Below are 19,921 nucleotides of genomic sequence, written 5' to 3'. Positions count from 1 at the left end.
CCCGGCCGGTGCGGAGAACAGCGGAAACGAAGCCATTTTTCGGCCGAAAGCATGGCCGTAAACTTCCGGCATGACCTCGACTGAAGATGCCCCTCCCGTTGATCTCGCTCCCGCCGATGGGCTGACCCTCGCCGAGATCGCCGAGTTGGCGGGTGTGTCGGTGGCCACCGTCTCCAAGGTCGTCAACGGCCGGTCCGAGGTCGGCCCGGAGACCCGGGCGCTGGTCGAAGGTCTCATCCGGGAGCGGGGGCTGCGGCGGCAGCGCCGTCGTATCAAGCCGGCGGGCCTGGTCGAGGTCGTCTTCCACGAGCTGGCCGGCGAATATCCGATAGAGATCATCAAGGGCGTCAAAGCGGTGGCGGGACACCACGGCATGAACGTGATCGTCTCCGAACTCTCGGGTCAGCACGTCCCCGGGCAGCGGTGGATCAAGGACGTGCTCGGCCGGCGTCCGGCCGGCGTCATCACGGTGTTCTCCGGCCCGACCGAGGAGCAGCGTGTCCTGCTGGCCACGCGTGACATGCCCCTGGTCGTGCTCGACCCGGCGGGAGATCCGGGCCGCGGGGTGCCCTCGGTCGGGGCGACCAACTGGAGCGGCGGCCTGGAGGCCACCCGCCACCTGCTCGAACTCGGCCATCGCCGGATCGCGATGATCACGGGGCCCGAGTTCGCCTTCTCCAGCCGGGCCCGTCTCGACGGTTACCGCGCGGCCCTGGACGCGGCCGGGCTGCCCGCCGATCCCGCGCTGATCCGCCCGGGGTCGTTCGCCATCGAGGACGGTGTGGTGCACACCCGCCATCTGATGGAACTGCCCGACCCCCCGACCGCGATCTTCACGGCCAACGACGGGATGGCCATCGGCGTCTACCGGGCCGCCCACGAGCTCGGCCTGCGCGTCCCCGACGACCTCAGCGTCGTCGGGTTCGACGACATGGCTCCGTGGAAGTGGGTCAATCCGCCGCTCACCACCGTCCGGCAGCCCTTGGCCGAGATGGGGTCGGCGGCCACCGAGATGCTGGTCAGGCTCGCTTCCGGCGAGCAGTTGCCGCAGCGGCGGGTGGAACTGGGCACCGAACTGATGGTCCGGGGCAGCACGGCCGTACCACGAGACTGACTTTTCGCCTTCTGACTGGCTTATTTTCGTGAAATTTTCAGACCCTCCCCGGCATCCGCACAGCTTGGCGGCTGGTCGGTTCGCCCCTGTTTGACGCTCCTCGCGACGGGGCGCTCAGGTGAGCGAGACAGAACCAGCACGATGCCGGAGACGTGATGATGGAAGACCAGAACGAGCCCAGGAGCGGCGGGCTGAGCCGCCGAGCCGTGCTGACCACCATGGGGGCCCTGCCGGTGATCACAGCGGCGTCGGTCGTGGGGGCCTCGGAGGCGGCGGCCGCGACGGCGGTCATCGACCCTGCGACGCAGCGGCAGACGATCCGCGGGTTCGGCGGCATGGCCCACGCCGCCTGGATCGGCGACTTGACGGCGGCGCAGCGGGAGACGGCGTTCGGCACCGGTGAGGGCCGGCTGGGGTTTTCGGTGCTGCGCATCCCCGTGCCGGAGAGCTCGGCCGACTTCAGCCGCGACCTGGCCACCGCCCGGCGCGCGGCCGAACTGGGCGTGCTGGTGTTCGCCTCACCGTGGAACCCGCCCGCCTCGATGATCGAGACCTTCACGCGCGGCAGCCAGACCAACGCCAAACGGCTGCGGTACAACGCCTACGCCGCCTACGCCCAGCACCTGAACGACTTCACCACCCACCTGCGCAACAACGGCGTGAACCTGTACGCCATCTCGGTGCAGAACGAGCCCGACTACGCCCACGACTGGACCTGGTGGACCTCCACCGAGATGCTGCGTTTCCTGCGCGAGAACGCCGGCTCGATCAGCACCCGGGTCATCGCGCCCGAGTCGTTCCAGTACGTCAAGAGCATGTCCGACCCGATCCTGAACGACGCCACCGCGCTCGCGAACGTGGACGTCATCGGCGCCCACCTCTATGGCACCTCCTACGCCAACTTCCCCTACCCGCTGTTCCAGCAGCGCGGCGCGGGCAAGGAGTTGTGGATGACCGAGGTGTATTACCCCAACAGCAGCGACTCGGCCGACCTGTGGCCCCAAGCGCTGGACGTGGGCGAGCACATCCACCGCGCCATGGTCGACGCCGAGTTCCAGATGTACGTCTGGTGGTACATCCGCCGCGGCTACGGCCCCATGCGCGAAGACGGCACGGTCAGCAAACGCGGCGCGATGATGGCCCACTACGCCCGCTTCGTCCGCCCCGGCTCGGTCCGCATCGGCGCGACCGCCACCCCCGCCTCCAACGTCTACGTGTCGGCCTACCGCAACGGCACCACGGTCGTGATCGTGGCCGTCAACAAGAACACCTCGGTGGTCAGCCAGCAGTTCACCATCTCCGGCAGCACCGCCACCAGCGCCTCCTCCTGGGTCACCGACGCCAACCGCACCGTCGCCCCGCAGGGCGCCACGGCCATGACGAACGGCTCCCTGACGGTGTCGCTGCCCGCCCGCAGCATCACCACCTTCGTCACCAACGCGGGCCCCGTCCCATCGCCCACGCCCACGCCGTCTCCCAGCGGCGGGACGGGGCAGTTCCGGGTGGCGTACACGATGAACGCCTGGAACAACGGCTTCACCGCCAACATCAGCATCACCAACACCGGCACCTCACCGGTCAACGGCTGGACGCTGGTCTTCACCCTGCCCTCCGGGCAGACGATCACCTCCGGCTGGAACGCCACCTACTCTCCGACGAGCGGCCAGGTCAGCGCCCGCAATGTCAGCCACAACGCCACGCTCGCCCCCGGCGCGACCATCGACGTCGGCTTCCAGGCCAACCACACCGGCAACACCGCCGAACCGGGGGCGTTCACCCTCAACGGCGTCCCCTGCACCGTGATTTGATCTGGCGTGATCCGTGGCACGCCGATCGGATGCGCCCGGTTGGGGGACCACGGGACAGAAGCGCTTAGAGCGACTCGAGGCCAGCTGCGCGCCAGCCCGTGCTGTCTCCAAATGTGTTTGCGAGTGCCAGATAGGACATCCCGATCGCCCGCCAGCGACTCTGGCGAGCTTCAGCTGTTAACGCAAACATCGGCTCGGCCTTGTGGCTTCCGGCCAGGTCAGATCCAACCCCGACCGAGGAGGAGTACATGATCTCTCGTCCATCCCAATTGAAAATCGAATGTCAGGACGGAGCCGCGTGATGCCCGGACGCAAATCCTTTCTCGCTGCCATCGCCTCGGCCACGATTCTCGTCCTGGCCACGATTCCCGCCGCGCTGAGCGGCAGCGCCTCCGCCTCCTCCACCGCCGCCATGCTGGGGCCGACCACCGGCTGCGGCAAGGCCCCGACACTGGTCAACGGCACCAACACGATCCAGAGCGGAGGCAAGTCCCGCAGTTATATCCTGCGGATCCCCGACAACTACGACCCTAACCGGGCCTACCGGATCGTCTTCGGCTTCCACTGGTGGGGCGGCACCGCAACCGACGTGGCCACCGGCCAGACCGTGCAACGCGACGTGTGGTCCTACTACGGGCTGTTGCGCTTGTCCAACAACAGCACCATCTTCGTGGCCCCCCAGGGCATCAGCAACGGCTGGGCAAACACCGGCGGGGAGGACCTCGTCTTCGTCGACGACATGCTCCGGCGCATCGAAGCCGACCTCTGCGTGGAGACCACCCAGCGCTTCGCCGTCGGGTTCAGCTACGGAGGCGCGATGAGCTTCGCTCTGGCCTGCGCCCGCCCCAACGTCTTCCGCGCCGTCGCGGTGCAGTCCTCTCCCGGCACTCTCAGCGGCTGCAGCGGCGGCACCCAGCCGGTCGCCTACCTCGGCGTGCACGGCATCGGCGACAACATCGCCTCCGGCCGCTCACTGCGCAACAGGTTCGTGACCAACAACGGCTGCACCGCTCAGAATCCCCCAGAACCGGCCGCGGGCAGCCTCACCCACCGCGTTACCACCTATTCCGGCTGCCGCAGTGGTTATCCCGTTGTCTGGGCGGCCTTCGACGGCGGCCACATCGCCGCACCGCAGGACGGTGCCGGCGGCGACAGCGGCTCACGCACCTGGGTTCCCGGCGTGGTCTGGAACTTCTTCACCCAGTTCGGTGGCCCGACCAACCCTCCGAACTCCCCCTCTCCGTCTCCGTCTCCGTCTCCCGGAGGGTCAGCTGCCTGCCGGGTCACCGTGACGACCAATGCCTGGAACACCGGCCTCACCGAGAACCTCACTATCAGCAACAGTGGCAACGCCAACATCAACGGCTGGTCGCTGGTCTTCACCCTTCCCGGCGGGCAGAACATCACCGGCGGCTGGAACGCCACCTACGCCCCCATCAGCGGCCAGGTCACCGCCAGAAACCTCAGCTACAACGGCACGCTCCCGCCGGGCGCTTCCATTGACATCGGCTTCCAGGCCGCCCACACCGGCAACACCGCCAAGCCCTCCTCCTTCACCCTCAACGGCACGACCTGCACCATCGCCTAACCAACAGGGAAAACCAGGGGTGGCTCCTCCATCCCTGGTGCGACGCGATGCAGTTCGCCGGGAAGTGGACGTTATCGGCGCGTACTCCATGCGGGGATGCCACGGCAGCCACGGCAACCCCTCCTGGCTCCAGCAAGGCGGGAGCCGAGACAGAAAGGACCCCATCGATGGGATCATCTAGCCGCGCCGCGGGCCGTAGAGCTCTGTCTACGCTGGTCAGGCTACTGACGGTGTTCGGGCTGGTCGCCAGCGCGGTGACCGTCACCGCAAGCTCGGCACATGCGTCCACGAGCCAATTCAGGGGTGTCAACTGGCCAGACGCGAGAGACAACTTCGTCAACGGCGTGCTCTACGTGTCCGGGCTCAGTTCCTCCGACACCTACTCCTCGGCCTCCACGGTGGCCGATCAGGTGGTCGGCCAGCTGTATTCGATCACCGGTGCCAATACGGTCCGGATGCCGATCAACGAACCCACTGTGTCCACCTACTGGGGAACCTACACCGGTGCGATCGACACCGCGCTCAGCAAGGGCAGTGTGATCCTGGCGTACTGGGCCCACAGCGGCGGCAGGCCAGCCACCATGACCGCGTTCAACCAAATGTGGGACAAGGTCGTCGCCAAGTACGGCGGCAACCCCAACGCCTACTTCGAGGTCATCAACGAGCCTTTCGGTTACAGCGCCACCGATCTGAACAACATGTACGCCGCCTGGCTGGCCCGCTACCCCAACGTGCCGCGCGGCAGGGTGATTCTGGACGGCACCGGCTTCGCCACGAACGTCACCGTGGTCGGCAACGACAGCCGCCTGAACGGCACCCTGCTCGCAGTACACGACTACACGATGAACGTGACCCCGCCCTATGACGACGAAACCGCGTGGGCGAACCACATCGCCAGCTCCATCGGACCGTACGCCAGCCGCACCATCGCCACCGAATGGGGTGGACCCATGAGCCCGGGAAGTAAGTACGACATCCAGTGGAGCACCATTGACTACAGCATCCCAAGCGGGTCGTACTTCGCCGACTACCTCCGAGGGGTCAGCAGCCAACTCCGCACCCTGGGCATGGGAAGTGTGTACTGGCCCGGTCTGCGGGACGGCGACTGGTACAGCCTGACCAGCAGAAGCGGAAATGGCGCGAACATCAATCTGTCGCTGAAAAATCCATCAGGGCTGGTCCGGCTGCAGTACGCCTGGGGCATGGGCAGCGGAGGCGGCACCCACGTCCAGATCCGCAACGCGAGCACCGGCCTGCACATCGACGGAACGGGTAGCACCACCAACGGGGCCAATGCCGCGCAGTCGGCAGGCACCGATGGCTCCAACCCACAATGGATCATCGAGAACACCGGCAACTACGTGCGTATCAAGAACCGCGCCACCGGCCTCTACCTGGACGGCATGGGTCGCACATCCAACGGCGCGGCGGTAGGCCAATACCAGACCACCAACAGCACCAACCAGCAGTGGTCAATACTGACCGAAGCGAACAACGTGCGTATCAAGAACCGCGTCACCGGCCTCTACCTGGACGGCATGGGTCGCACATCCAACGGCGCGACAGTAGGCCAATACCAGAACACCAACAGCACCAACCAGCAGTGGAAGATCGTCGCCGCGAACTGAAGCGCTCTTGAGCTTTGCGCGCTCACCGGCTTCGGCGGACCTGAGCAGGTCGACCTCGTGGTGAAGCATGCCGGCCAACGCCTCGTAGCGGGCTGGGCCGCGCGGTTAGCGTGCGCGATCTCACGGGCGATGGCCAACCGGCTGTTCGGGGCCCGCTCCCCTCACTCACCCCCACCGGGCAGTTCCGGGTGGCGTACACGATGAACGCCTGGAACAACGGCTTCACCGCCAACATCAACATCACCAACGCCGGCACCTCACCGGTCAACGGCTGGACGCTGGTGTTCGCCCTGCCCTCCGGGCAGGGCGAACACCTCCGGCTGGAACGCCACCTACTCGGGCCACGATCGGCGTCGGCTTCCAGGCCACCCACACCGGCAACACCGCCGAGCCGGGCGCGTTCACCCTCAACGGCGTGGCCTGCACCGTGATCTGACCTACCCCCGTCGCCGGAGCTCGGTGGCCGTGCGGATCAGCCCGGCCAGGGCGAGCGACCGGCTGTGGGCGGGCCACGCGATGTGCGTGCCGACCTGCGGCGCGTCGGTCAGCGGGATGGCGGCGTGCTCCGACCACAACCAGGCGCGGGCGGAGTCGGGCATGACCGCGAGGGTGCGCCCGAGTGCGATCAGCTGCGCGAGCTGCGTCTGGTCGCGGATCTCGGGCCCCGGGCCGGGCGGGTAGACGCCGTAGCTGGGCCAGCGGGCGAGCGGCAGATCGGGCACGTCGCCGACGTCGGCGACGGTCAGCGACTCGCGGGCGGCGAGAGGGTGCCGGGCTGGCAGGATGGCGATCTGCCCCTCGGTGGTCAGTTCCTCGCTGTCGAACCCGGCGAGCGAATTGAACGGCGTGTGCATCAGCGCCGCGTCGGCACGGCCGTCCCGCAGCAGTCCCTCCTGGTCGCAGAAGCCGCAGAGCAGCACCTCGATCTCGGCGGCGCCGGGCACGGCCGCGTACGCGGCGAGAAGCCGCTGCAGCAGTTCGTGGGAACCGGCGGCCTTCACGGCCAGCACCAGCCGGCTGCTCGGGGCGTCCACGCCACCGGCGCGCTGGGTGCGTCGAACGGCCGCGTCGGTCGCGTCGAGGGCGGCGCGGCCTTCGTACAGCAGCACCTCGCCCGCACCCGTGAGGGCCACGCCCCGGCGGTTGCGTTCGAACAACGAGACGCCAAGACGGCGTTCGAGTTGCTTGATCGCCCGCGACAGCGGCGGCTGGGCCATCCCGAGCCGCTCGGCGGCCCGCCCGAAGTGCAGTTCCTCGGCCACGGCCACGAAGTAGCGCAACTCACGCGTGTCCACGCTTTGACGATACCTGCCGGGTATCACAGCGCACCGCATCGGTGTTGGCTTCGCCGTTCGCCCCCGGACGACCATCGAGGGCATGAACGAGACGAAGACCGCCCTGGTGACGGGCGCGAACAAGGGAATCGGCTACGCGATCGCCGCCGGGCTGGGCGCCCTCGGTTACCGCGTGGGCGTGGGCGCGCGGGACGGATCCCGCCGCGAGACCGCGGTGGAGAAGCTGCGGGCCCAGGGGGTGGACGCGTTCGGCGTGCCGCTGGACGTGACCGACGACCAGAGCGTCACCACCGCGACCACCCTGATCGACCGGCTGGACGTCCTGGTCAACAACGCCGGCATCTCCGGCCCGTTCGGCCCGGGCTGGGTCCAGGACCCGACGACGCTCGACCTCGACGTGGTCAGGACGGTCGTGGAGACCAACGTCCTCGGCGTCATCCGGGTGACCAACGCGATGCTGCCGCTGCTGCGCCGGTCGCCCTCGCCCCGCATCGTGAACGTCTCCAGCAGCGTCGCCTCGGTGACCCGCCAGGCCGACCCGGACATCGCGATCGGCCCGATCATGGCGGCCTACTCGCCGTCGAAGTCGTTCCTCAACGCCGTCACCGTGCAGTACGCCCGCCAGTTCGCCGGGACGAACATCCTGATCAACGCCGCCTGCCCCGGCCTGGTCGCGACCGACTTCACCGGCTTCACCGGCCGGGCCCCGGAGGAGGGCGCCGCCACCGCGATCCGCCTCGCCACCCTCCCCGACGACGGCCCGACCGGCGGCTTCTTCGAGGACGCCGGCGTCATCCCCTGGTGATCGCGCCGGAGGTCAGTAGACGTCGCGGACGTAGCGTTTGTCGGCGGCCAGCCGCTTCACGTACGCGGCGGCGGCCTCCCGGTCGAGTGACCCGTGGGTGGCGATGATGTCGCGGAGCGCCTCGTCCACGTCCCTGGCCATGCGGGAGGCGTCGCCGCAGACGTACAGGCCGGCGCCGTCCTGGAGCCAGGCCCACAACCGGTGGCCCTGTTCCCTCATGCGGTCCTGGACGTAGATCTTGGTCCGCTGGTCCCGGGAGAAGGCGGTGTCGAGCCGGTCGAGGGTGCCGCCGGAGATGAGCTCGGTGAGCTCGTTCTCGTAGTAGAAGTCGGTGGCTCGGTGCTGCTCGCCGAAGAACAGCCAGTTGGCGCCGCGATGTCCCAGGGCGCGGCGCTCCTGCAGGAAGCCGAGGAAGGGCGCCACCCCGGTCCCCGGGCCGATCATGATCATGGGGGTGGCGGGATCGGCCGGCGGGCGGAAGTGCGGAGAGGCCCGCACGAAGATCGGCATGGGGGTGCCGGGGGCGGCGTCGGCCAGGAAGGCCGAGCAGACGCCCTTCCTGGGGCGGCCGTGGAGGTTGTCGTACCGGACGACCGACACCGTCACGGAGACCTCGCCGTCGTCGACCAGCGGGCTGGAGGAGATCGAGTACAGGCGCGGTTGCAGTCGCCGGAGCGTGCCGGCCCACTCCTGCGGGGTCGCCCTGACCGGGTGTTCGCCGATGACGTCGACGGCCTGGCGGCCCCAGGACCACTGCGCGAGCTCGTTCTTGTTGTCGGGGCGCAGGAGTTTCCTGAGCTCGCGGGCGCCGGTGCGGTCGGCGGCGAAGCGCAGCAGGTCGGTGGTGATCTTCGTGATGTCCAGGTGCCGGAGGAAGGCGTCCCTCAGTGGCAGGGTTCCGACGCCGTCGAGCTCGATCTCGGCGGCGCCGTCGAGTCGGGTGACGGCGAGCCACTCGGCCACGAGGTCGGGACAGTTCTCCGGACGCACGCCCAGGGCGTCGCCCACCCGATAGGTGAGAGGGCTGTCACGCAGGTCGAAGGTGAACCGGCGCACCTCCTTGGTCGCGCCGGGGCGGCTGAGCAACTGGTTGCCGACAAGAGGCGTCGACACGCCGGGCGATGCGACGGGGGCGGGCGGCGGAGCCGCCGGCGGACGGGAGCCCAGGACGGTGAGGACCTCGGACAACCACGCCTGCGCGGCGACCTCGTAGTCGGGTTCGCAGTCGGTCCGGTCGGCCAGGCGGACGGCGCCGAGTTCCTCCAGGCGCCCGTCCAGTCGGCGGCCGTGGCCGCAGAAGTCGTCGTAGGAGGAGTCGCCGAAGGCCAGCACCGCGAACCGCACGCCGTCGAGCCGGGCGGCGTCGGCGGCGGCCAGGCTCTCCCAGAAGCCGGCGCCGTTGTCGGGCGACTCGCCGTCGCCGAAGGTGCTGGTGATCAGCAGCAGGTCGGCGCCGGGGAAGGCCTTCGGGTCGGTGTCGGACATGCCGACGAGCCGCACCCGGTGGCCGGCGGCGGTGAGGCGCTGCGCGGCGACGGCGGCGAACTCCTCCGCGTTCCCTGTCTGCGACGCCCACAGGACGACCACCTGGGCCCCGGTGTCTTCTTCGGCGAGCTCGGGGAGACGGGAGAACATGCCGGCCAGCACGCCGTTGACCCACAACGCGTGGTCGGCGGCGAACGGCGCTCCCGGCGGCAGCACCGGCACGCCCGGCGTACCGGATCGCAGGCCGGTGAGGAACCCGGCCAGGTAGCGGCGTTCCTGGTCGGTCAGGACCGGCGGCACGGTGTCGGCCAGGCCGAACACGTCGGCCGGAACGGCCGGTGCGGCGACCCGGCTGAGCGCCACCGCGCACACCTTGAGCTCGGGCTGGAACGAGATCGGGTCGACCGCGTCGCTGGTCACCGCGTTGACGCTGAGATATTCGCCGAACAGGTCGTTCCAGTGGAAGGGCGCGAAGCAGGCGCCGGGCATCACCCGGTCGGTGAGCACCGCCGGGAGCACGGCCCGCCCGCGCCGTGAGGCCACCTCGACCGAGTCGCCCTCCTCGACGCCCAGGGCCCGCGCGTCCGACGGGTGGATCTCCAGGAACGGGGCCGGGTTCAGCTTGTTCAGCTTGCCGACCCGGCCGGTCTTGGTGAGGGTGTGCCACTGGTGCTGCACCCGGCCGGTGTTCAGGACGAACGGGAAGTCGTCGTCGGGCATCTCCTTGGCCGGCAGGTGCGGGCGGGGATGGAACACCGCCCGGCCGCTCGGCGTCGGGAAACGAAGACCGCCGTCGGGCTCGCGGTAGCGGATCGGGTTGCGGTCGGGCCCGCCGACGGCCGCCGGCCACTGGACGGGCGTGGCCCGTAGCCTGTCGTAGGTGACTCCCCGCAGGTCGTAGCCGGTCTTCGGGTTCGCGGCGCGCTTGATCTCCGCGAAGATCTCCTCCGCGCTGTCGTAGGAGAACCCCTGCTCGTAGCCCATCGCACGGGCGACCGCGGCGATGATGCGCCAGTCGGCGGTGGCCTCGCCGGGCGGGTCGACCGCCTGCCTGGCCAGGGTGAGGTTGCGCTCGCTGTTGATCAGCACGCCCTCGGCCTCGACCCACATCGCGCCCGGCAGCACGACGTCGGCGTAGGCGTTGGTCTCGGTCTCGGCGAAGACGTCCTGGGTGACGACGAACTCGGCCGCCTCCAGCGCCTCGATGACGGTGCGCCGGTTGGCCACCGACGCGATCGGGTTGGTGCAGATGATCCAGCAGGCCTTGATCTCGCCCGCGGCCATGCGCTCGAACATCTCGATCGTGCCCCGGCCCGCGCCGTCCGGGCGGATCGTGCCGGGCGGCAGCCCCCACAGGTCCTCGGCGAACGCCCGCTCCTCCTCGACGAGCACGGACCGCTGGCCCGGGAGGCCGGGCCCCATGTAGCCCATCTCCCGGCCGCCCATGGCGTTGGGCTGGCCGGTCAGGGAGAAGGGCCCGCTTCCTGGACGGCAGATCGCGCCCGTCGCCAGATGCAGGTTGACCAGGGCGTTGGTGTTCCACGTGCCGTGGGTGCTCTGGTTGAGCCCCATGGTCCAGCAGCTCATCCACTCCCCCGCCGTGCCGATCCACTCGGCCGCCTGACGGATTGCGGCCTCCGGGAGGCCGGTGATCTCGGCGACCGTCGCGGGCGGGTAGTCGTCCAGGAAGCCGGGCATCGCCTCCCAGCCCTCGGTGTGCGCGGCGATGAAGGCGGGGTCGGTGTGCCCGTTCTCGGCCAGCAGGTGGAGCAGGCCGTTGAGCAGGGCGAGGTCGGTGCCCGGCCTGATCTGGAGGAACAGGTCGGCCTTGTCGGCCGTGGCGCTGCGCCGGGGGTCGACCACGATCAGCTTCGCGCCCGCCTTGATCCGGTCCATCATGCGCAGGAACAGGATCGGGTGGCAGTCGGCCATGTTCGACCCGATGACGAAGAAGACGTCGGCCCGGTCGAAGTCGTCGTACGAACCGGGCGGCCCGTCGGCCCCGAGCGACAACTTGTATCCGGTGCCCGCGCTGGCCATGCAGAGCCGGGAGTTCGACTCGATCTGGTTGGTGCCGATGAACCCCTTGGCCAGCTTGTTGGCCAGGTACTGGGCTTCGAGGCTCATCTGCCCGGAGACGTACAGGGAGACGGCGTCGGGTCCGTGCTCGTCGATGACGGCGCGCAGCCGCCGGGCCGTCTCGGCGACGGCCTCGTCCAGTCCCACCCGGGCGGGCTCCAGGCCGCGTTCCCGGCGGACCAGCGCGGTGTCCAGGCGTCCGGGCGCGGCGAGCATGTCGGCGGTGGTCGCGCCCTTGGTGCACAGGCGGCCGAAGTTCGCCGGGTGGTCCTTGTCGCCGGAGACCTTCCGGACCGTACGCCGCCCGTCGGGCCCCGTCGCGACGTCGAGGACCATGCCGCAGCCGACACCGCAATACGAACAGACCGTCCGCACCTGCGCCACGGCGTCCCCCCTCGACGACTGATCGCGTCGAACGTATGAAATGCCCGTTTCGGGGTTGTGACGGCTGGGGGTCAGGAGGTGTTTCGAATGTCAACCGGATGGCACATCGACGAAACCCGCCAGGGCCACAGACGGGTGCGCTGCCACGCGTCACCTGCCCGGTCAGGCGGCTGGCAGGTCAGCGGGGAACAGCGGGAGGGATCGCAGCAAGTCGCGCAGGTTCTCGCTCATCCCCCCGTGATCCCCCCGCCCACTCCAGCACGACGAACGGGATGTCGCTCGACGGGTGGTGACTGCGCCGTCTGGTGATCCGGTAGGGCTCTCCCGCCGGCAGGTGGACGACGCCGATGTGCTGCCCGACACGGGTGAGCATTCCGTGGCACGGCCCACCGATGCAGAGGGCGTTCGGCGCGTTCGTCATTCGTGGGGACCTCCGAGCCGGCGGGGAATCCGCAAGAGACTACTCATCGGATCGAGCCCACCTCACTCCGGGGTCGGCGGAGAGTCTCTTGTCAACCATTCCCCGGTATACGTATGCTCATACGTATACCAAGACGGCGGTATTCAGCATTGCTATGTACCGGTAGTCAGTGTTACTTTGTACCAGTAGCTAGCGACGCTGAATAGCCAGATGGGGTGTCCATGGGCAAGCAGATGACGGAGATGCTCAAGGGAACGCTGGAGGGCATCGTGCTCGCGATCCTCGCCGTGCGGTCCGCGTACGGCTACGAGATCACCGCCTGGCTGCGCGACCAGGGCTTCGCCGACATCGCCGAAGGAACCGTCTACGCCCTGCTCGTCCGGATCGAGCAACGCGGGTTCGTCGACGTCGAGAAGGTCCCCTCCGAGAAGGGGCCCCCGCGCAAGGTCTACTCCCTCAACACACAGGGACGCGACCACCTCGAAGAGTTCTGGAGGACCTGGAGCTTCCTCTCCGAACGACTGGAACAGCTCCACAGAGGAGGCAACTAGCCATGGCAGAAGAGTCCGGCGAAGACAAGAACCGCTTCCTGAAGTACCTGGAGGTGGTCACCGGATCGTTCGACGACAAGAGGCGCTACCGGCACTACAAGGCACGAATCGCGAAGCTCCCCGACGACTACCGCACCGCCTTCGAGGCGATGGAGCGCTACCTGATGTTCTTCGGCCGGGCCGACGGCCCCGGCGCGATGGAGATGTACGAGGACCTCGCCGACCTGGCCGAGCAGAGCGCCGCCGACCGGACGCCGATCCGCGACATCTTCGGGGACGACCCCATCGAGTTCGTCGAGACGTTCATCCAGAACTACCCGATCGGCAGATGGATGGGACGCGAGCGCAACCGGTTCACCAACGCGGTCGCCCGGGCGGCCGGAGAAGAAGAAGGGACCAGCCGATGAGTCAGGCGATCCAGGTTCGTGGCCTGGAGAAGTCGTACAAGGACCTGAAGGTTCTGAAGGGCGTCGACTTCGAGGTGGCGCCGGGCAGCATCTTCGCCCTGCTCGGCTCGAACGGCGCCGGCAAGACCACGGTCGTGAAGATCCTGTCCACCCTGCTCAGGGCCGACGCGGGCAGCGCCGGCGTCAACGGCTTCGACGTCGCCAGGCAGCCGGCCGACGTGCGGAACTCCATCAGCCTCACCGGCCAGTTCGCGGCCGTCGACGAGATCCTCACCGGACGGGAGAACCTCGTCCTGGTCGCCAGACTGCGCCACCTCAAAGACGCCGGCACGATCGCCGACGACCTGCTGGCACGGTTCTCGCTGACCGACGCGGGCGGCCGGAAGGTGGCCACCTATTCGGGCGGCATGCGCCGCCGCCTCGACATCGCGATGAGCCTCATCGGCAGCCCGCCGATCATCTTCCTCGACGAGCCCACCACCGGCCTCGACCCGCAGGCGCGCATCGAGGTGTGGGCCGCCGTCAGGGAACTCGCCGCCCAGGGCACGACGGTCCTGCTCACGACGCAGTACCTCGACGAGGCCGAGCAACTCGCCGACCGCATCGCCATCCTCCACGAAGGAAAGATCATCGTGACCGGCACCCTCGCCGAGCTCAAGCAGCTGCTCCCGCCCGCCAAGGTCGAATACGTGGAGAAGCAGCCCACTCTCGAAGACGTCTTCCTCACCCTCGTAGGCACGAAGGACCAGAAATGACCGACATCTTCACCCTGACGGGCCGTTCTCTACGCCACATCAGCCGCAGCCCCGACACGATCATCACGACCTGCGTCACCCCGGTCATGTTCATGTTGTTGTTCGTGTACGTCCTGGGCGGCGCGATCCAGACCGGATCCGCGTCCTACGTGAACTACCTGCTGCCCGGCATCCTGCTCATCACGGTCGCCTCCGGCATCGCCTACACCGCGTTCCGCCTGTTCATGGACATGCAGAACGGCATCTTCGAACGTTTCCAGTCGATGCCGATCGCCCGCTCGTCGGTGTTGTGGGCCCACGTGCTGACCTCGCTCGTCGCCAACATGATCTCGCTCGTGGTCGTCGTGCTGGTCGCCCTGCTCATGGGCTTCCGCTCGTCGGCCGGACTGGCGTCGTGGCTCGCCGTCGCCGGCATCCTGATCCTGTTCACCCTCGCGCTGACCTGGCTCGCCGTCATCCCCGGCCTCACCGCCAAGACCATCGACGGCGCGAGCGCCTTCTCCTACCCGCTCATCTTCCTGCCGTTCATCAGCTCGGCCTTCGTGCCGACCGACAGCATGCCCGGCCCGGTCCGCGCCTTCGCCGAGAACCAGCCGGTGACCTCTATCGCCAACGCCCTCCGCAACCTGTTCACCGAACAGCCGGTCGGCGACGACATCTGGATCGCCCTGGCCTGGTGCGTCGGGATCCTGGTGGTGACGTACTTCTTCGCGATGTCGACCTACCGCCGCAAGATCTCCTAGCCGGCACACGACCCATCGTCCTGGGCGCCCAGGACGACAGGATCGCGCCCTCCACGCCCTACTTGAGCAACTGCCGGGCCATCACCATGCGCTGGATCTGGGTGATCTTCTCGCTGGGAACCGGCTACCAGGCAAGAAGTTTCGATCAAGCGCCTGAGCAGGGCAAACGCTTGTCGGTGACGTCCACCTTCTTTGACCATCGTCCGGCCTCTCACGGAACGGCCACGACCAGCTGAGGGCCGAGCTCGCCACCGCCCTGTCCGGTTCCGCGCCGAACGAAAGCGCCCCTCAGTCACTGATCATCTTCCTGCATAAACCTGATCATGTAGGCCCGACTCATGCCGCAGTGACCGAATTTCGGTGGACACTCCCGCGTCGTCTCGGGATCGGCCGTCGGCGCCCGTTTCCCGGCAACGCGGGCCCAGTAGGCGAGGTTGTCCCGGTCGGTCAGCGTGTCGGGGTGTTCAGCGCCCTGGACGCGTTCGCGGATGGGCAGCAGCGCGGCGAACTGATCCCGCGCCCCGGCCGCGTCCCCCGCCATCCCGGTGTAAAAGGCCAGGTCGGCTTGGGCGGTCAGGGTGTTGGGGTGTTCGGGGCCGTGGTGGTCGAGCTGGGCCTGGTAGCGCTGGTGTCGCAGGGTTTTGGCGGGGCGTAGTCCCCGCTGGCGTTGAGGTAGTCGATCACCTGGTACATCACCGGCGATCGCGGGGGCAGGGCCGCGCGGGCGTGGGCCAGCAGCCGCCGGTAGGCCGGCCACCTGCCGATCACGTTCGGATCCTCAGGCAGCTCGGCGGTCAGCAGGTCAGCGGCTAGGGCGCGGACGCTCTGACGCTCGTGTTGGGGGAGGTCGTTCAAGGTAACGGCCTGGACCAGGCGATGGACGCTGACGGCGTCGGAGCCGGTGCCGCTATCCGGGCTAATGGTGATCATGCTGTAGGAGGCCGGCAGCCCCAGCGCCTGGCCGATCTGGAGTTCATCGGCGTCGGGCAGGCGTCGGGCAGATGACGCAGGACGGTGATGGGCAGCTGGTCGGGGGCGTAGCAGGCCAGCAGGGCCAGTAGCCGGGGGGCCAGCGGGTTCTGGGTGGCGATCCGGCTGCGGGTGATCGTCCAGACTTGGGCGATGACCGGACACCACCACGATCAGCGCGGCCACCCCGGCCGCGATTCGCCAGCCTCTCCCGCTCCCCACCCGCTCATCGTCGCCGCTACCGCACATACCGGCAGCACATGCGCGCAAATCGTGATCAGGAACGCGCCGACCCCACAAGCGGCCGACAACCGATGATGCAGGCCCAATCGATGCGTGTTCGTCCCGTTTCAGGGAGCATCGAGGGCACGCCGAGATCCGCCACCACCTCCTCAGCGCCGCCGGACGGTGCACGGGATCGAGCACCTCGCCGATCTCGCTGACCTTGTCGATCTCGTCGATCTCGTGGCGGCATCTCGTTCTCGTGTGCTCGTGCTGGTCGGTCCGGTGATCGCGTAAGTAGAGGCTACGTCTCGCAGCGGCCCCGCCACCTTCACGGTGTCGGGGCCGTTCGCGTTCACCGGCCAGGCCCATCGTGAAGATTGCCCGCCGGGAGCCGGAGCGTCGATGCTCACCGCCAGGCACCCGCAGCTGTCACACGCCTGCGTAGCCAGGTGGCCGTCAGCGCGGTGGCGCCGGAGCCGCAGCCGCGGCGCTTCCCGCGGGCCGGTGGTGAGGGCGATGCCGTGTTCCTCGCCCGCCTTGTTCCTCACCCGCCTCGCCCAGGCCGAGCCCGCGGATCAGCACCGGTCCGTGGTGGTCCCGCCACGGGTCCCCGCTCGGCCCGGCCCGAGTCGGTGCCGAGACCGGCCTGGTGACCGGCCGGAGGTCCGCCCGGACGGCCGGCAGAGGGAGTCGTATCCGTAGGGGTAACGCTTCGTGATTGTCTCAGTCTGGAGAAGTCGTACAAGGAGCTGCGTGTGCTTGACAGCCGCGGCGCGCGGTTGCATGGTTAGTTACACATGTAGCTAACCAGTTGGGCGGCTAAGCCAACGATGGACGATGACCGACCGATCTTCCTTCAGATCGCCGAGCTGATCGAGAACTCCATCATCGACGGGTCGCTGGTGGAGGAGGCCCAAGTCCCGTCCACCAACGAGCTTGCCGCCTTTCACCGGATCAACCCGGCCACCGCGGCCAAGGGCGTCAACCAACTCGTGTCGGAGGGAACGCTCTACAAGCGGCGCGGCATCGGCATGTTCGTCGCCGAGGGCGCCCGGGCCAGGCTGCGCGAGCGGCGACGGGAACGGTTCACCGAACAGTACGTGGAACCCCTGCTCGCCGAGGCCCGCAAGCTCGGCATCGGCCACGACGAGCTGATGAAGATGATCGACTCATCCGGTGCGGTTGTCGGAAGGGACCTGGGATGACGGCGGTGGCAACCGCACACGGGCTGACCAAGCGCTTTGGTGACGTCACGGCGCTCGACGACGTGAGCTTCGAGCTGGCCGAGCACACGATCTACGGCCTGCTCGGGCGCAACGGGGCGGGCAAGACCACCCTGATGCAGATCCTCACCGGGCAGGCGTTCGCGTCGTCGGGGAAGGTGTCGGTCTTCGACGCGCCACCGGTGGAGAACCCGGCCGTCCTGTCGAAGGTGTGTTTCGTCCGGGAGAGCCAGCGCTACCCCCACGTCTACACCGTGCGCCACGTCTTTCGCACCGCACGCCGGCTGTTCGCGAACTGGGACGACACGTTCGCGCACAGCCTCGCCGCGGACTTCCAGCTACCGGCCGGGCGGCTGGTCCGCAGGCTCTCGCGGGGCATGCTGTCGGCCCTCGGCGTGACCGTAGGGCTGGCCGCGCGGGCGCCCCTGACGTTCTTCGACGAGCCGTACCTCGGGCTCGACCCGGCCGCCCGGCAGCTTTTCTACGACCGCCTGCTCGCCGACTACGCCGAGCATCCCCGCACCGTGGTGCTGTCCACCCATCTCATCGACGAGGTGAGCGATCTGGTCGAGCGGGTGCTGCTCCTCGACCGTGGCCGGCTGCTGCTCGACGAGGACGCCGACGACCTGCGCGGGCGAGCGGTGGCGGCCACCGGACGGGCGGAGGCCGTGGACGGGTTCGCCGCCGGACGCACCGAGTTGCACCGCGAGCGGTTGAGCGGCCTGATCCGGGCGACCGTCCTCGATGGGCTGGGACCGCACGCGAAGGCGCTCGCGCAGACGCTGAACGTCGAGCTGGAGCCGCTGTCGCTGCAGCAACTCGTGGTCCGCCTGACCGTACCGCCGACGACGACGGCGCCGGCGGACCGGGAGGCCGCCCGATGAACCGCATCCGTCAGGTGGCCCGTCTCCAGATGCCGGCCTGGCCGCAGATCGTGGGCTGGACGTGGAGCATCACAGCCGTCGCGTTCGGCATCAACCTGCTGAGCGTCATGGCGAACTACGACCCGGGCGACGGTGTGACGACCACCGGCGGCGTGGTCAGCCTGTGCGGCGGCGTGATCGGGATGGCCACCGTCTCGGTCACCCAGATCTTCCCGTACGCGCTGGGCATGAGCGTGACCCGCCGGGAGTTCTACCTGGCCTGGTCGCTGCTCGCGGTCGTCCAGTCGGTGCTCTACGCGCTGGTGCTCTGCCTGCTGCGCGCCGTGGAACAGGCCACCGGCTACTGGGGGTGGGGGATGCGCTTCTTCGGCCTGCCGTTCATGGATGACGCCAACCCGGTGCTGCTCCTGCTCGGGTACGCGGTACCCATGCTGGTCCTGACCCACCTCGGGATCCTGCTCGGCACGTTGTACCTGCGCTGGGGCACCACCGGCGTCCTCGCCAGCCTCACCCTGACGTTCACAGCGCTCGGGCTGGCCGCCACGCTGATCACGTGGACCCGGCAATGGCACGCGATCGGCCGCTGGTTGCTCGACCAGTCCCCCACGGCGCTGCTCGCCGGCTGGCCGGTCCTGGTGGCCGCCGCGTTCGCGGTCGGCGGGTACAGGCTCATCCGCCGTGCCACGGCGTAGGCGCGGCGGGCACTCGGCCGCTCCGGACACCGGACAACGCGAACGCCAACTCCGCCGTGATGGGCCGCCAGATTGTCAGCCCTGTCCGCCCACGTCCTTGGGAGAGACGCAATGACGAACAACAACACGCCCCCGCCCGCCGCAGGTCTCGGGATCTGGGCGAATCTCGGGATCTGGATCGCATTCGGCGCTGCCTTCGGCCTCCTCGTCGGCGTCGTCGTCGGGGGTGTCTTCGACAACCTCACTTACGGAATCGGGCTAGGTTCGTTCTTCGGTCCAGGCCTGGGTGTGGCCGCCTGGGCCGTCTTCATCGCGCCGCGAAGGAATGCCCGCCGCGACTCCTGAGCGTCGCGCCCGAGTATCGGCCCAGATCACCGATCAGGAGGTTCGCCCTGGATGAAGGAACCTCCCTCCACCAACCAGGACTGAAGCAAGCACCGGACACATAGACAGCGTGGGCTCTGCGAAGAGCCTGATTACTCTGGCCACTGGCCGTCGATCGGCCTCAACCTCTCGGCTTTGGTTCCTTCGCCCCACGGCTGGCGGTGTTTCATAGGCGTCCGTCTATGAAACGCCCGCCGGAATCGACCGGAGTGATCTCGCGGGCCCAGCCTTCAGCCGACCGGTTCTGTGGGACGAGATCTTCCGGGGCCCGCGATCCAGTTTCAGTAGTACTGATGCATCAGGTTGGTTGCCCAATGGGCTTGCCGTACCTCGTCCTGCGGCGCGAACTCGCGGAGGTACGGCTTGATGTCCAGCACCGGCGTGCCATCCAGGGCGTCAAGATCGGCCACGTGAAGCGCGCGTCCAGGGCCCGATAGTCCTATGACGTCGGCGCGGCCCCGCCAACCCCGCAGACTCTGAG

Annotated in this window: 19 protein-coding genes; 14 read left to right on the top strand and 5 right to left on the bottom strand. The window is 68.5% G+C overall.

The window, feature by feature from the left end; all coding sequences use genetic code 11:
• Nucleotides 1-70 precede the first annotated feature (70 nt).
• The 5 genes from AW271_RS37360 (at nucleotide 71) to AW271_RS39275 (ending at nucleotide 6,569) form a co-directional block, all read left to right on the top strand.
• Nucleotides 71-1,114 (top strand): LacI family DNA-binding transcriptional regulator, encoded by a 1,044-nt coding sequence (locus tag AW271_RS37360; protein ID WP_062342973.1) that lies wholly within the window; start codon nucleotides 71-73, stop codon nucleotides 1,112-1,114.
• Between the two features lie 155 nt (nucleotides 1,115-1,269).
• A complete protein-coding gene (gene xynC, locus AW271_RS37355; protein WP_062342970.1) occupies nucleotides 1,270-2,922 on the top strand; it encodes a glucuronoarabinoxylan endo-1,4-beta-xylanase XynC in 1,653 nt (550 codons plus the stop codon).
• 301 nt (nucleotides 2,923-3,223) lie between these two features.
• Complete coding sequence (locus tag AW271_RS37350) at nucleotides 3,224-4,510, top strand: CE1 family esterase (protein ID WP_062342968.1); 1,287 nt, start codon at nucleotides 3,224-3,226, stop codon at nucleotides 4,508-4,510.
• A 230-nt stretch (nucleotides 4,511-4,740) separates the two neighbouring features.
• Nucleotides 4,741-6,138: an RICIN domain-containing protein gene (locus AW271_RS37345; RefSeq protein WP_218008284.1), complete on the top strand. Its 1,398-nt coding sequence runs from the start codon at nucleotides 4,741-4,743 to the stop codon at nucleotides 6,136-6,138.
• A gap of 200 nt (nucleotides 6,139-6,338) precedes the next feature.
• Nucleotides 6,339-6,569 (top strand): cellulose binding domain-containing protein, encoded by a 231-nt coding sequence (locus AW271_RS39275; protein WP_218008283.1) that lies wholly within the window; start codon nucleotides 6,339-6,341, stop codon nucleotides 6,567-6,569.
• Nucleotides 6,570-6,575: 6 nt separating this feature from the next.
• Here AW271_RS39275 and AW271_RS37340 read toward each other — a convergent pair whose 3' ends face one another.
• Nucleotides 6,576-7,433: a LysR family transcriptional regulator gene (locus tag AW271_RS37340; protein ID WP_275935795.1), complete on the bottom strand. Its 858-nt coding sequence runs from the start codon at nucleotides 7,431-7,433 to the stop codon at nucleotides 6,576-6,578.
• A gap of 82 nt (nucleotides 7,434-7,515) precedes the next feature.
• On the opposite strand from AW271_RS37340, the gene AW271_RS37335 reads away from it, so the two are divergent.
• Complete coding sequence (locus tag AW271_RS37335) at nucleotides 7,516-8,238, top strand: SDR family NAD(P)-dependent oxidoreductase (protein ID WP_062342962.1); 723 nt, start codon at nucleotides 7,516-7,518, stop codon at nucleotides 8,236-8,238.
• A 12-nt stretch (nucleotides 8,239-8,250) separates the two neighbouring features.
• On the opposite strand, the gene AW271_RS37330 is transcribed toward AW271_RS37335, so the two are convergent.
• A complete protein-coding gene (locus AW271_RS37330) occupies nucleotides 8,251-12,186 on the bottom strand; it encodes a bifunctional nitrate reductase/sulfite reductase flavoprotein subunit alpha (RefSeq protein ID WP_218008282.1) in 3,936 nt (1,311 codons plus the stop codon).
• A 642-nt stretch (nucleotides 12,187-12,828) separates the two neighbouring features.
• Between AW271_RS37330 and AW271_RS37325 the strand changes: the two genes are divergently transcribed.
• Genes AW271_RS37325 through AW271_RS37310 form a run of 4 tightly spaced genes read left to right on the top strand, consistent with a single transcriptional unit; the run spans nucleotide 12,829 to nucleotide 15,063 of the window.
• Entirely contained in the window at nucleotides 12,829-13,158 is a 330-nt protein-coding gene (locus AW271_RS37325; protein ID WP_062342957.1) for a PadR family transcriptional regulator, read from the top strand.
• 2 nt (nucleotides 13,159-13,160) lie between these two features.
• A complete protein-coding gene (locus AW271_RS37320) occupies nucleotides 13,161-13,565 on the top strand; it encodes a DUF1048 domain-containing protein (protein ID WP_062342955.1) in 405 nt (134 codons plus the stop codon).
• Nucleotides 13,562-14,320, top strand: a complete 759-nt coding sequence (locus AW271_RS37315; protein WP_062342953.1) for an ABC transporter ATP-binding protein — start codon at nucleotides 13,562-13,564, stop codon at nucleotides 14,318-14,320. Before AW271_RS37320 ends, AW271_RS37315 begins: the two co-directional genes overlap by 4 nt.
• Nucleotides 14,317-15,063, top strand: coding sequence for an ABC transporter permease (locus AW271_RS37310; protein WP_062342951.1), 747 nt, complete (start codon nucleotides 14,317-14,319; stop codon nucleotides 15,061-15,063). Before AW271_RS37315 ends, AW271_RS37310 begins: the two co-directional genes overlap by 4 nt.
• A 292-nt stretch (nucleotides 15,064-15,355) precedes the next feature.
• Here the strand turns inward: AW271_RS37310 and AW271_RS37305 are convergent, their stop codons facing one another.
• Nucleotides 15,356-15,604: a hypothetical protein gene (locus AW271_RS37305; protein WP_062342949.1), complete on the bottom strand. Its 249-nt coding sequence runs from the start codon at nucleotides 15,602-15,604 to the stop codon at nucleotides 15,356-15,358.
• A 32-nt stretch (nucleotides 15,605-15,636) separates the two neighbouring features.
• Nucleotides 15,637-15,831, bottom strand: coding sequence for a hypothetical protein (locus tag AW271_RS40455; RefSeq protein WP_157555056.1), 195 nt, complete (start codon nucleotides 15,829-15,831; stop codon nucleotides 15,637-15,639).
• Nucleotides 15,832-17,087: 1,256 nt separating this feature from the next.
• On the opposite strand from AW271_RS40455, the gene AW271_RS37295 reads away from it, so the two are divergent.
• The 4 genes from AW271_RS37295 (at nucleotide 17,088) to AW271_RS37280 (ending at nucleotide 19,401) form a co-directional block, all read left to right on the top strand.
• Nucleotides 17,088-17,462: a GntR family transcriptional regulator gene (locus AW271_RS37295; RefSeq protein WP_061298369.1), complete on the top strand. Its 375-nt coding sequence runs from the start codon at nucleotides 17,088-17,090 to the stop codon at nucleotides 17,460-17,462.
• Nucleotides 17,463-17,467: 5 nt separating this feature from the next.
• Nucleotides 17,468-18,364 (top strand): ATP-binding cassette domain-containing protein, encoded by an 897-nt coding sequence (locus tag AW271_RS37290; RefSeq protein WP_218008281.1) that lies wholly within the window; start codon nucleotides 17,468-17,470, stop codon nucleotides 18,362-18,364.
• Nucleotides 18,361-19,056 carry a hypothetical protein gene (locus AW271_RS37285; RefSeq protein WP_062342941.1) on the top strand — a complete coding sequence of 232 codons (696 nt, stop codon included), beginning with the start codon at nucleotides 18,361-18,363 and terminating at the stop codon, nucleotides 19,054-19,056. The genes AW271_RS37290 and AW271_RS37285 overlap by 4 nt, the downstream gene beginning before the upstream one ends.
• 111 nt (nucleotides 19,057-19,167) lie before the next feature.
• Nucleotides 19,168-19,401, top strand: coding sequence for a hypothetical protein (locus AW271_RS37280; RefSeq protein ID WP_062342939.1), 234 nt, complete (start codon nucleotides 19,168-19,170; stop codon nucleotides 19,399-19,401).
• A gap of 320 nt (nucleotides 19,402-19,721) precedes the next feature.
• Here the strand turns inward: AW271_RS37280 and AW271_RS42725 are convergent, their stop codons facing one another.
• Nucleotides 19,722-19,883, bottom strand: coding sequence for a TrmO family methyltransferase domain-containing protein (locus AW271_RS42725; protein WP_275935796.1), 162 nt, complete (start codon nucleotides 19,881-19,883; stop codon nucleotides 19,722-19,724).
• Nucleotides 19,884-19,921 lie beyond the last annotated feature (38 nt).

The organism is Herbidospora sakaeratensis (genome assembly GCF_001570525.1).
Lineage (GTDB): Bacteria > Actinomycetota > Actinomycetes > Streptosporangiales > Streptosporangiaceae > Herbidospora > Herbidospora sakaeratensis.
Note: the sequence above shows the minus strand (reverse complement) of the source record. Positions and strands in the feature narration are given on the sequence as shown.

Coding starts and splice junctions, on each gene's coding strand:
- AW271_RS37360 (WP_062342973.1), top strand. CDS start 71: ATGACCTCGACTGAAGATGCCCCTCCCGTTGATCTCGCTCCCGCCGAT.
- xynC (WP_062342970.1), top strand. CDS start 1,270: ATGATGGAAGACCAGAACGAGCCCAGGAGCGGCGGGCTGAGCCGCCGA.
- AW271_RS37350 (WP_062342968.1), top strand. CDS start 3,224: ATGCCCGGACGCAAATCCTTTCTCGCTGCCATCGCCTCGGCCACGATT.
- AW271_RS39275 (WP_218008283.1), top strand. CDS start 6,339: ATGAACGCCTGGAACAACGGCTTCACCGCCAACATCAACATCACCAAC.
- AW271_RS37335 (WP_062342962.1), top strand. CDS start 7,516: ATGAACGAGACGAAGACCGCCCTGGTGACGGGCGCGAACAAGGGAATC.
- AW271_RS37325 (WP_062342957.1), top strand. CDS start 12,829: ATGGGCAAGCAGATGACGGAGATGCTCAAGGGAACGCTGGAGGGCATC.
- AW271_RS37320 (WP_062342955.1), top strand. CDS start 13,161: ATGGCAGAAGAGTCCGGCGAAGACAAGAACCGCTTCCTGAAGTACCTG.
- AW271_RS37315 (WP_062342953.1), top strand. CDS start 13,562: ATGAGTCAGGCGATCCAGGTTCGTGGCCTGGAGAAGTCGTACAAGGAC.
- AW271_RS37310 (WP_062342951.1), top strand. CDS start 14,317: ATGACCGACATCTTCACCCTGACGGGCCGTTCTCTACGCCACATCAGC.
- AW271_RS37305 (WP_062342949.1), bottom strand. CDS start 15,604: ATGGCGGGGGACGCGGCCGGGGCGCGGGATCAGTTCGCCGCGCTGCTG.
- AW271_RS37295 (WP_061298369.1), top strand. CDS start 17,088: ATGGACGATGACCGACCGATCTTCCTTCAGATCGCCGAGCTGATCGAG.
- AW271_RS37285 (WP_062342941.1), top strand. CDS start 18,361: ATGAACCGCATCCGTCAGGTGGCCCGTCTCCAGATGCCGGCCTGGCCG.
- AW271_RS37280 (WP_062342939.1), top strand. CDS start 19,168: ATGACGAACAACAACACGCCCCCGCCCGCCGCAGGTCTCGGGATCTGG.